10 protein-coding genes and 1 pseudogene are annotated in these 11,173 nt (G+C 37.3%); 6 read left to right on the top strand and 5 right to left on the bottom strand.

Translation table 11 applies throughout. The features are described from left to right. Window positions 1-310, bottom strand: a pseudogene (locus WA010_RS00635) (hypothetical protein); the annotation flags it as partial. A gap of 145 nt (window positions 311-455) precedes the next feature. On the opposite strand from WA010_RS00635, the gene pyk reads away from it, so the two are divergent. Both pyk and cmoA read left to right on the top strand, forming a co-directional pair. After that, entirely contained in the window at window positions 456-1,952 is a 1,497-nt protein-coding gene (gene pyk, locus WA010_RS00630; protein ID WP_422555245.1) for a pyruvate kinase, read from the top strand. Between the two features lie 45 nt (window positions 1,953-1,997). Next, complete coding sequence (gene cmoA / locus WA010_RS00625; protein ID WP_422555244.1) at window positions 1,998-2,714, top strand: carboxy-S-adenosyl-L-methionine synthase CmoA; 717 nt, start codon at window positions 1,998-2,000, stop codon at window positions 2,712-2,714. 2 nt (window positions 2,715-2,716) lie between these two features. Here cmoA and WA010_RS00620 read toward each other — a convergent pair whose 3' ends face one another. Beyond that, complete coding sequence (locus tag WA010_RS00620; protein WP_422555246.1) at window positions 2,717-2,932, bottom strand: hypothetical protein; 216 nt, start codon at window positions 2,930-2,932, stop codon at window positions 2,717-2,719. Between the two features lie 14 nt (window positions 2,933-2,946). Continuing rightward, window positions 2,947-3,594 carry an endonuclease III gene (gene nth, locus WA010_RS00615; protein ID WP_422555243.1) on the bottom strand — a complete coding sequence of 216 codons (648 nt, stop codon included), beginning with the start codon at window positions 3,592-3,594 and terminating at the stop codon, window positions 2,947-2,949. Window positions 3,595-3,771: 177 nt separating this feature from the next. On the opposite strand from nth, the gene WA010_RS00610 reads away from it, so the two are divergent. Next, the gene (locus tag WA010_RS00610) at window positions 3,772-5,688 is read left to right on the top strand and encodes a response regulator (RefSeq protein WP_422555242.1); all 1,917 of its coding nucleotides are present in this window, start codon (window positions 3,772-3,774) and stop codon (window positions 5,686-5,688) included. A 91-nt stretch (window positions 5,689-5,779) separates the two neighbouring features. After that, the gene (locus tag WA010_RS00605; protein ID WP_422555241.1) at window positions 5,780-6,622 is read left to right on the top strand and encodes a peptidyl-prolyl cis-trans isomerase; all 843 of its coding nucleotides are present in this window, start codon (window positions 5,780-5,782) and stop codon (window positions 6,620-6,622) included. A gap of 43 nt (window positions 6,623-6,665) precedes the next feature. Here WA010_RS00605 and fbaA read toward each other — a convergent pair whose 3' ends face one another. Beyond that, window positions 6,666-7,748 (bottom strand): class II fructose-bisphosphate aldolase, encoded by a 1,083-nt coding sequence (fbaA, locus tag WA010_RS00600; protein WP_422555240.1) that lies wholly within the window; start codon window positions 7,746-7,748, stop codon window positions 6,666-6,668. Window positions 7,749-7,829: 81 nt separating this feature from the next. Here fbaA and WA010_RS00595 point away from each other — a divergent pair, with 81 nt between their 5' ends. Continuing rightward, window positions 7,830-9,200, top strand: coding sequence for a M23 family metallopeptidase (locus WA010_RS00595; protein ID WP_422555239.1), 1,371 nt, complete (start codon window positions 7,830-7,832; stop codon window positions 9,198-9,200). 42 nt (window positions 9,201-9,242) lie between these two features. Continuing rightward, window positions 9,243-10,829 carry a methyl-accepting chemotaxis protein gene (locus WA010_RS00590; protein ID WP_422555238.1) on the top strand — a complete coding sequence of 529 codons (1,587 nt, stop codon included), beginning with the start codon at window positions 9,243-9,245 and terminating at the stop codon, window positions 10,827-10,829. Here WA010_RS00590 and WA010_RS00585 read toward each other — a convergent pair. Further along, window positions 10,819-11,127, bottom strand: a complete 309-nt coding sequence (locus WA010_RS00585; RefSeq protein WP_422555237.1) for a cupin domain-containing protein — start codon at window positions 11,125-11,127, stop codon at window positions 10,819-10,821. The genes WA010_RS00590 and WA010_RS00585 overlap by 11 nt on opposite strands. Window positions 11,128-11,173 lie beyond the last annotated feature (46 nt).

Raw genomic sequence — 11,173 nt, 5'->3', positions numbered from 1 at the left:
CACGGATTCCTTTGAAATAAGGGTATTCTTGAGCAATAAAATCGGAAAAATGGATAAAAGAGAGACCTAGTATAGAACCGAATCCTTTTAAACTTGGTTCCAAAATACAATAAAATCCATCTCCGGTAGGGATAATTCCTTGAATCATCTTATCCATTGTTATTTTGGATTTTTTAAGCATTTTTTGGATCATTTTTTTGTAAGTTAGTGAGAGGTAAGAGATAATTTCAAGCTGATTTTCCATGGAAAGACGCGAAAAGTCAATAATATCAATTAGGATAATATCGGTATCAATAGTGTGTTTGATCATACGTTAAAACCTACATGATTTAAGATATTAGTTCATTGTAATCTAAATTGACTGAGATTGTATAGAGGTTGCTCAAGAACTTTTTAAGAAAAATGGAAAAATGTGTTACTATTTTCTAAATTGAAAGAGAGTATAGGTAACACGAATGCAAAAACGAACTAAAATATTAGCCACCGTCGGACCTGCTTCTGATACCATTGAAACTCTTATAGCTTTGATCAAAGCGGGAGTCAATGTTTTTCGTCTTAATTTTTCACATGGTACGCATGAATACCATTCTCAAGTATTGGCAAATATTCGAACTGCGATGAAGGAAACCGGATTAATAGTAGGAGTTTTACAAGATATTAGCGGTCCTAAAATCCGTGTTGGAAAACTCATAGAAGCGTTCCATTTAGAAACTGAAGATCGGATAGATTTTTATTATGAAACATGCGATGGGGAGCAAGTCGAATCAAATCACTATCGGTTATCCATTAATCAAAGTGCTGTTTTGAATAGGCTCAATGTAGGAGATGCTATTTATTTATACGATGGAAATATTCGTGCCCGTATTGTCGAGATTCATAGCGAGTATGTTCAGGCTGTGATCGAAAATAAAGGAAAGCTTACCTCGAATAAAGGGGTGAATTTTCCCAATACCCGTTTGGGAATCGATATTTTGACTGAAAAAGATCGGGTCGATATGGCGTGGGGAGTCGCCAATAAGGTTGATTTTATGGCGATCTCTTTTGTCCAAAATGCGCAGGATATGATTAATGCACGTGACGTTGTTCGTGCGTGTGGCGGTGAGGTTCAGCTTTATGCAAAAATTGAAAAATTTGATGCCGTTGAAAATATTGATGAGATTTTACGCCATTCGGATGGGATAATGGTTGCACGGGGTGATTTGGGGATAGAAGTTCCTTATTATCGTGTTCCGACGATTCAAAAAATGTTGATTCAAAAAGCAAATGAACACTCCAAACCGGTAATTACTGCAACGCAAATGCTTCTTTCGATGACGGAAAAAGAGTCCGCAACACGTGCGGAGATCAGTGATGTTGCCAATGCTGTTTTGGATGGAACGGATGCCGTGATGCTCTCAGAGGAGAGTGCGATCGGTAACAATCCTGTTTTGGTTGTGGAAACAATGGTTAATACAATTCAGAGTATTGAGGAAATTTATCCATTTGGTAAATTTGATTTTGGATACGATGATTCGATGGATGTAGTGAACGAATCGGCAGTACGTTTAGGGGATTTACTTAAAGCAGAGGGCATTATAGCCATGACAACATCAGGTTCATCAGCGAAAAAACTTTCTCGCTATCGTCCGAGAATGACGATTTATGCTGCAACACATGAAGAAAGAGTTGCTCGACTTTTAACAATGGTTTGGGGGGTCGTTCCAGCCTATCTTACTCAGAAAGGGCGTTTAGAAGAGATGTTAAGTGAGATTATTCATAGTGGTCTTTCGCGCAAGATTATTGATAAAAAAAATACTTATGTCTTTACTGCCGGTTATCCGATCGGAACACCTGGTACAACGAATGTAATCCGTATTTTACGTGAAAATGAGTTGACTTTTTTTGGAGAAACTAAATCGATATCGGCAAAAGTTAAGAGAACAGAAATGAATATTATTCCTACTTTGTTTTAAAAACAAGAATGTAAAAGTATCTCCCTTTACGCTACAATACCTGTTATGAAAACTGATACTGTATTTACCAAACCTATTTCCAAGCAGTTTGAATTTGATGCTGAAGTGGCGGCTGTTTTTGATGATATGCTTTTACGTTCGGTCCCCTTTTATAAAGAATCGCAAGCGCTTACCCGTCATTTTGCCATCAATGCTCTTCGTAAAGGAGGGATTGTATATGATTTAGGGTGTTCGACGGCATCTTTACTTTTAGATATTGAACGTTCTATAGATAAAAATAGCAACATAAAACTCATTGGTATCGATAATTCTTTGGCGATGATTGAACATGCGAGGAAAAAAATTGAAGTTTATCATTCAGGCATTGAATTGCATGAAGGGGATATTTTGACGTTTCCTTATGAAAAAGCGCAGGTGATGATTAGTAATTATACGCTTCAATTTATCCGTCCAATGTTACGAGATACTCTTGTTCGAACCATTAGTGATACCCTTGATAGTGGAGGTGTATTTATTTTCAGCGAAAAAGTAGTGAGTGAAGATCCGAAACTGGGTAAAGAATTGATTGATTGTTATTACGATTTTAAAAAAGTTCAAGGTTACAGTGAATATGAGATTGTTCAAAAGCGTGAAGCACTTGAAAATGTGCTTATCCCCTATACGATGAATGAGAATATTCTAATGGCAAGGAATAGTGGTTTTAAAACCTGTGAGGTATTGTTCCGATGGGCAAATTTTGCAACTTTTATTGCCATTAAATAGATTTAGCGTACGCTTCCTCGTGCAGGGTTTTGAGTGGGTTGGATCGTATCAATCACCTCTTGGTAATTGACAATATTTTTGTCGCACTGTTTGTGATAGTACCCTTGCAAATCGTAATACTCTTCACAGTTATTATAGTATTTTAAGCTGATTCCCCGTTCATTGAAACATCCGCTCATGAGAATTGGAAGAAGTACCAATATATAGTGTTTTTTCATGAAGTGATTGTATCTCATCTGGCTTTAAACCCCTCCTTACTTTTGCAAAACTCTTTTAAAAAACATTCAGTATCGCATTTGGGGTTTTTGGCGGTACAGATGTAGCGCCCGAATAACACAAGCCCTTGATGAAGCTGATGAAGATTGGTTTTAAATTTTTTAACCAGAGTTGCTTCGGTAGCAATCGGGGTAGAATCATTGCTGAGACCCAGCCGATGACTCACCCTAAAGACATGAGTATCGACCGCCATTAGATTAGCACCGGTATATTCGATGAGGACGACATGCGCAGTTTTCTGTCCTACTCCGGCGAGAGTAACAAGCTCTTTTTCATCTAATGGAACCTCTTCGTCATACACGTTTACTACCCGTTTAGCCATTTCAATGAGATTCATTGCTTTATTATTAAAGAAAGAGCAGCTTTGAATCATTTTTTTGACCTCTTCAAGATTGGCATTAGCTAAATCTTTAGGGGTTGGATAGGCTTTGAACAAAGCAGGGGTGATGAGGTTGACCCGTTTGTCAGTACATTGAGCTGAGAGTGCGACAGCGATAACGAGTTCAAAAGCATTAGTGTAGTTCAATTCGGTTACTGCTTCGGCGTAGCGTTCTAATAGAGCTATTTTAATGGCTTCTATCTCTTTTTTAGTTGCTTTTTGCATCTGCTCAATCCGTTTTTTTGAGCGTATTGTAACATGTACCGAAAAAAAAATTTGTGTATGAAAAATTTGTGTTACAATAAGAGAACCTTGGACTGATTTACAAGTAGATTGAGTGTTTTGCAAGAAGAGTTGTTTTTTTAAGATTCGGGTTATATATAAGTGTATAAGGAGTTTCCTATGATTTATCAAAAAAGTTTTGAACAAGACCATATTGCTTTAATTCCTTTGCTTACATCGTGTGCACATTTACATTCTGATCCGATGATATATACCGATTTATCAGGTAATGTAGTGGGATGCAATAGTATATTAATGGCATTGATGAATGCTGCATCTTTGAAAAATATTGCACCTGTTTCTCATTGGTTTTTTCCACATGGGGTTGATTTTTCGTATATTCTTTCTAACTCTGGAAATTATCGGGGAAACATTGAGATTGGAGGAGTAGGATATGATGTTGCGATTAAATCGGAAGTCATTTGGTTGGAAAATACTCCTATTATAGGAGTAATTTTCCGAGATATGTCTGTCATTGAACGGGCGCATACTGCTGAGCGTTATTTTGAACAACTTAAAAATAAATTTCTAACCAATATTTCGCATGAATTTCGTACACCGATGAATGCCATCATTGGATTTTCAGATTTACTCAAAGACTCTCCATTAAATGTATGGCAAGAGGAATACGTGCAAATGATGAGTCTGAGTGCTCAGTCTATGATGCGCAATATTGAAAATCTTTTAGAAATGATGCAGGTAGAAAGCGGAAGTATCCATGTTCATTCGGCATTGTTCAATCCCCTTGATGTATATGAAAATTTTGTCCAACAGTTTTTTGATGTAGCTCTTTCTAAAGAGATTAGCTTGATGTTTTTGATTGATCCGAATCTCCCTAAGACGATGATGGGAGATCAAGATAAAATTCTTGCGATTTTACGTAATTTAATTCAAAATAGTCTTAAATTTACTGCAAAAGGAGGACGGATATTGGTTGAAGTTCTCATTGTAAAAGAAGAAAATAATTTTATGGAAGTAGAATATGCAGTAAGTGATACAGGATGTGGTATTGAGCAAGAAAAAATGAAAACTCTTTTACGCCCTTTTGCTTCTGCTTGGGCAAATCAACACCGTGCACATGATGGATTGGGAATTGGGTTAGGACTTAGTCATAAATACGTTGATATGATGGATTCGCATTTGATGCTCGCCTCTGAATCGGGAAAAGGGTCACGATTTTCATATCGCATTAAACATCAAGTCAATGAAAAGGCATCATTTGATTTTGTTAAAGGCAGTAGAGCGGTTATTTATACATCTGAACATAAACTTACAGCACAGGGTGCATTACTATATAAATATTTAGAATTATTTCATATGGAGACAAAAAGTATTTATGATTTAGTTAATCCTATTTTACATCAAAGCGATGTCCTTTTTTTGGATATGCCAAATATCTCTAAATCACAAATTGATGCCATTAAATCAACGTATCCGCATTTAAATATAGTTCCTATTTTGAAACTTGATGATAAAAAATCAACCGATCTGTCGATAGAACCGGATCTTACAATCCTGAGGCAACCGATTTTACCCAATTCGCTGTATAAAATTTTGACAGTTATTTGGCGGACATTGCCAAAAGAGTTGATCGTACGTAGTCAAGAAATGCAACCTATCTCTCACGATGAGAATATCAAAATCTTGATAGCTGAAGATAACTTGATTAATCTTAAGCTTCTTGAGACGATATTACTTCACGAGCATTTTCGGGTTATTGCAGTTGATAATGGTCAAAAAGCGGTTGATGCTTACCTTAAAGAACATTTTGATTTAGTATTGATGGATATTGATATGCCGATTATGGATGGATTAATGGCAAATCGTCTTATCAAAGAGATTGATAAGCGTGATAAGCGAGGATTTGTTCCGGTTATTGCATTAACGGCTCATGCATTAGTGGGCGATCGTGAACGAATTATGGCAGCAGGATTGGATGCTCACTTGGCTAAACCGATCGATAAATATTTTCTTTTACAAATGATGGATCGGTATTTAAAAATAGCGCAACAAAAACGTCAAAGTAATGCTGTTTAATATTGATTAGTTTTTGCGTACTATACTCACAAATATATTATAATGCCGAAATTAAATCCCCCTTGAAAGAGGGGTAATCACAAGGATAACAATGAAGCGATATTATGCCGCTTGGATTTTAGGTGTATTGTTGAGTGCACAATGTGTATCAGCGGCTGTTTTAGCAACGGTAAACGGCGATGAGATTACCTCAGAAGAGGTAAGCAAAGTATTGATGGAAGGGACTCAAGGTCGTTTTGATTCTCTTCCTGCCGATAAACAAAATGAGTTACGTCAACGTATCATCGAGGGAATGATTGCCCAAGAGCTTGTGTACGATGATGCAAAACGGATGGGTGTTTTGGATTCAAAAGTGTATAAACAAGAGCTTGAAGCTTTGGTTAACCGTCTAAAAGTTCAATTGGCAGCAAAAGTATGGGAACAAGAGCAATTTGAAGCAATTAAAGTAGATCCAAAAGAAGTAAAATCGTATTTTGATACCAATCCGGATGAGTTTGTTGATAAAGAAAAAATTCGTGCACGTCATATTTTAGTAAAAACTGATGCGGAAGCGGATGCAGTGATCAAAAGTATGAAATCGTTGAGCGGCGATAAACTGAAAAATGAGTTCATTGCCCAAGCCAAATTGAAATCTACCGGGCCAAGTGCGGCGAAGGGGGGAGATTTAGGTTATTTCCCGCGTGGACAAATGGTACCATCTTTTAATGATGCGGCGTTTGCGATGAAAGAGGGGACTATTTCATCTACACCGGTGCAAAGTCAGTTTGGTTATCATGTCATCTATGTTGAAGATAAAAAAGCGGCAAAAAAATTGAGCTTTGATGAAGTGAAAAATTTTATCGAACAGCGTTTGAAAATGGATAAATTTAAATTGACCATGGAAAAAAAGATGGCTGATCTCCGTTCTAAAGCGAAAATCGTTTACACAAAATAATCTTCTTTACTTTCCCGCTTTTGCGGGAGAGCTTCTTCTATAATTAATTTCTATCGATCGCGTTCAAATCTTCAAACGCTACTTTCACCCGATTTACTAATGTTTTTTGTCCATCACGGAGCCATTTGCGCGGATCATAATATTTTTTATTCGGTTTCTCTTCACCTTCTGGATTTCCGATTTGCCCTTGGAGATAATCTTTGTATTTTTCGTAATAATCTTTAACCCCTTCCCACGTTGCCCATTGGGTATCGGTATCGATGTTCATTTTGATGACGCCGTAGCTGATCGCTTCGCGGATTTCTGCGTGGGTTGATCCTGAACCGCCGTGGAATACGAAATTGACCGGTTGCTCTGATATCGTACCAAATTTTTCTTGGATGTATTTTTGGGAATTGTCGAGGATAATCGGTGTGAGAACAACGTTGCCTGGTTTGTAAACACCATGGACATTACCGAACGATGCGGCGATGGTGAATCGGTTGCTCACCGCACTGAGTTTTTCATACGCATAGGCAACGTCTTCAGGCTGAGTGTAGAGGAGGGTGTTATCGATATTGGTATTATCGACACCGTCTTCTTCCCCTCCGGTGACACCGAGTTCGATCTCTAATGTCATCCCGATCTTATCCATACGCTTCATGTATTCTACGCAGGTTGCGACGTTCTCTTCGAGAGACTCTTCGGAGAGATCAAGCATGTGAGAACTAAAGAGGGGTTTACCGTATTGCTCATAATGTTTTTCACCGGCATCGAGAAGGGCATCTATCCATGGCAATAGCTGACGCGCAGCATGGTCAGTATGCAAGATAACAGGAATGCCGTATGCTTCTGCCATCATATGAGTATGAATCGCTCCGCTGATGGCTCCGGCAATAGCCGCTTGTTCATGCTCGTTGCTGAGCCCTTTGCCTGCATAGTAGCTTGCACCACCGTTAGAAAACTGAATAATTACAGGTGAATTGACTACCTTAGCCGCTTCGAGAACACCGTTGATTGAATCAGTTCCGACAACATTGACGGCCGGAAGAGCAAACCCTTCCGCTTTGGCAATATCAAATAATTTTTGGATATCATCGCCAAAGATCACTCCCGGCTTTATTACTTCTAAGATGCGTTTAGACATAAATTTTACCCCATAGTTTAAAGTGACGATATTATACTCTTAGAGCAATAATGTTAGAATTAAAAGAAAAGGGAGTTGCTTATGAGAGGTTTCTGGTGTTGTTTGATACTTTTCATGCACTCTCTTTATGCTGCTTCCAACCCTCTTTTATTTGGAGCATTGGTAGAACCCCTCCAAACAAATGCAGTTTTAATCGAAAAACTGAGCAATACGTCTGTTATGGAACCTAATAAATATCTTTTACGAAACTTTTTAAGTGGAGTGGAGGGGGTAATGCGTGTTGGGAATGGATTTACAAATACAAATGAAGTAGACAAGGATGCACTAAATAAATATTTACAAGAGTTACGTACACTGTCCAAGACTAAAGAATCGATAGACATGATGTATAAAAAGTCGTTAAATATTACTATTGAAAAATCAGATAAACAAGGGTTTGAAGAATTGGTTTCGATTCCGTTAGAACCTCTTCATCAACCGCGTATTCGTTCGGAAGTTATTGCTTTCTATCAAAAAAATTTCCCTAAAAATTCGATACAGAATATTGAGAAACTATGTGATGAACAAGCTTTAGAAGATAAAAGTATTCAATACGCGTTAGAGCAAGAAAAAGCCTATGAAGAACATTTACGGATATTGAAACGCTCGGAAGTATCTAAAATCAAACGAGCGTATAAAATTGGTTCTAGAAACAGTGTATTAGTGGTACAAGAACGCCGAGCTAATGGAGATATTGTTTTTGAAGCGGAAAATTTAAATCCTTATTTGGTGACATTATCTCTTGATTTTGGAAAACTGATTAATCTGAAAGCGAACCAAAAACTCCCATTCTTTATTGAATTGGCAGGAAAAGCGAAAAAAGAGGTGATTCGGCTGAATCCGTTAACTTCTTCTGCTGTTGATTATGAAGCTACATATGGGTGGGTAAAAGGCTCCGCTTTTGCTCAACATGATGATAGTTATCTTTATGCACTCCCTTTTGCAAAAGGGGCGAGCGTCCGTGTATCTCAAGGATATAACGGAGGGCTTTCTCACAAAGGGCTTTCTGCGTATGCTATCGATTTTTCTCTTCCGATAGGGACTTCACTTTATGCAGCTCGTGAAGGAGAAATTGTCGGGATTGATGTCAGTAGTAATCTTGGTGGAGCGAGTTCTGAATATCGTCCGTATATGAACTACATCAATATACGTCATGCTGATGGGACACTTGGTAATTATTACCATCTTAAACAAGGTGGATCCGTTGTTAAGATAGGTGATTATGTCAAAAAAGGGCAACTTATTGGCTATTCTGGAAATACGGGATATTGTACTGCTCCTCACTTACATTTTAGTGTTAGCATGGTTGATCCAGTATCGATGCGTCGACCTAAAAATTTACCGATTAAAATTCAAACTTTACAAGGAATCGTTACAAACCCACGCGAAGGCGATCGATATACGGTACAATAACTTAAAGAGAAAAAATTTACATTCAATATAATGAGGTTTAGAATGTTTGATACTGTCAAATCTAAAATTATTTTTACAACGTTGCTTTTTAGCTTTTTAGGGTTAGGGACTATATATTGGTACTTAACAACAACTTTTCATGACTTTTCTAATGAAACGGCCAAACGTTCCCTCAACATGTTGAGTAAGTCGATTTTTCAAACATTATCTGGAAGTATGTTGGCTGGTGATCCTGCAATTGTAGCGGAAGCAATTGCGAATGCTCAAAAAATTGAGGGTATCGAAACGTTAAAAATAGAAAAATCACAAGCAGTCATTGATTTACTTGCACCTGAATCAAAATTTACGGAAGAGCCATTAATTCGTGAAATTTTCAAAAGTAAAACCCCAAAAGTAATTGAAAATAAAGAGGGTACACATACAATACGTTTACTACAACCTCTTGTTGCTGAAGATCGATGTCTTGCGTGTCATACTAATGTTCAAGTAGGTGAAATTCTTGGTGTGATGGATTTAGTTATTTCTTTAGGAAAAAATGATGCTGAAATTAGTAAAACGGAAACGATTTTATTGATTGCATTGAGTGTTGTTGTTGTTGTTTTTGTCAGTATCTTGAATATCTTTTTTGGAAGAGAAGTTTTAGCTCCACTTGAAGGATTAAGAAATCGAATTCGTGCGTTGGTAAGCGGAGATAAAGATTTAACTAAGCGGCTTGAAGTAACTAAAAAAGATGAATTTTCTCAGGCTGCTTTTGCGGTTAATAATTTTGTTTCTATGGTACAAGAGACGGTTAATGAAGTTAAGGATTTAGGTTACCAAAATTCTATGATCGCAACAACGATTACTAACGCAACTCGAGCTATTTCTAATGGAGTAGAAAAAGAGCGTCAAATTGTAGAAGCTACAACTCAAAAAAGTCACTCAATTAAAGAAATTCTCTCCGGTGCAATTGCAATTTCAGAACAAACTCAACAAAATGTTGCCAATGCAAACGGTGAATTGCTTACGGCAAAAGATGCTTTATACCGTTTGGTGGTAGAAGTGGAAGGATATATTGAAAATGAGCATGAAATGTCTTCCCAACTTCTTTCTCTTCGTCAGGATGCAGATCAAGTAAAAAGTGTATTAGGGGTCATTAAAGATATAGCTGATCAAACCAACCTTTTAGCGCTTAATGCTGCGATTGAAGCTGCGCGAGCAGGAGAACATGGTCGTGGATTTGCAGTGGTTGCCGATGAAGTTCGTAAATTGGCTGAGCGTACGCAAAAAAGTTTGACTGAGATTGAAATTAGTGTTGGTATGATTGTACAAGCCATTAATGATGTCAGTGATAGAATGGGCGATAATGCCAAAAATATGAATGAATTAACAGTGATTTCACATGAAGTCGAAGAAAAAATTTCAGCGACATCTTTGGAAATGGAACGATCTGTCTCAGTAGCAGAGCGATCTTATAATGATTCAGTTGAAGTAGTGGGGCATATCGAATGGATTATTGGCAAAATTTCACAGATAAATGATGTTTCGGAAGGAAATCGTCATAGTGTTGAACAAATTGAGAGTGATTCGAAACAGCTACTTGAAGTTGCTAATTCACTTTCTGCACGTATTAACGAGTTTAAGAGCTAAAAACTCCAAGCCAAAGAGCATCGTTGCTGGTTGATATCACTCGATGTTTGGTATGTTTTGGAATAAAACAATAATCTCCAGCTACCAAATTTAGTATTTGATCCTTGATCTGGAGGCAAGCTTCTCCGGTTAATAACAATACCCATTCATCTTGTTTTTGATTATAAAATTCACCCGGTGTTGTGAGTGATGATCGGATTGATTCAATTTTGAGTGAATGGGTATGTAAAAGAGTTGAAAATATTTCACTGTTTGCACTAGGCTCTTTAGAGATGTAGAGGTTATTTACTAAAATCAAGAAGCACTCCTAAGTTAATGCATGATATCATTGCATTATTATAAAC

Origin of the sequence: Sulfuricurvum sp., from assembly GCF_049305995.1 — a bacterium.
Lineage (GTDB): Bacteria > Campylobacterota > Campylobacteria > Campylobacterales > Sulfurimonadaceae > Sulfuricurvum.
Note: the sequence above shows the minus strand (reverse complement) of the source record. Positions and strands in the feature narration are given on the sequence as shown.

Excerpts from the sequence above, each read along its gene's own strand:
- WA010_RS00595 (WP_422555239.1), top strand. The coding sequence starts at position 7,830 with ATGAGAGGTTTCTGGTGTTGTTTGATACTTTTCATGCACTCTCTTTAT.
- cmoA (WP_422555244.1), top strand. The coding sequence starts at position 1,998 with ATGAAAACTGATACTGTATTTACCAAACCTATTTCCAAGCAGTTTGAA.
- fbaA (WP_422555240.1), bottom strand. The coding sequence starts at position 7,748 with ATGTCTAAACGCATCTTAGAAGTAATAAAGCCGGGAGTGATCTTTGGC.
- nth (WP_422555243.1), bottom strand. The coding sequence starts at position 3,594 with ATGCAAAAAGCAACTAAAAAAGAGATAGAAGCCATTAAAATAGCTCTA.
- WA010_RS00610 (WP_422555242.1), top strand. The coding sequence starts at position 3,772 with ATGATTTATCAAAAAAGTTTTGAACAAGACCATATTGCTTTAATTCCT.
- WA010_RS00620 (WP_422555246.1), bottom strand. The coding sequence starts at position 2,932 with ATGAAAAAACACTATATATTGGTACTTCTTCCAATTCTCATGAGCGGA.
- pyk (WP_422555245.1), top strand. The coding sequence starts at position 456 with ATGCAAAAACGAACTAAAATATTAGCCACCGTCGGACCTGCTTCTGAT.
- WA010_RS00590 (WP_422555238.1), top strand. The coding sequence starts at position 9,243 with ATGTTTGATACTGTCAAATCTAAAATTATTTTTACAACGTTGCTTTTT.
- WA010_RS00605 (WP_422555241.1), top strand. The coding sequence starts at position 5,780 with ATGAAGCGATATTATGCCGCTTGGATTTTAGGTGTATTGTTGAGTGCA.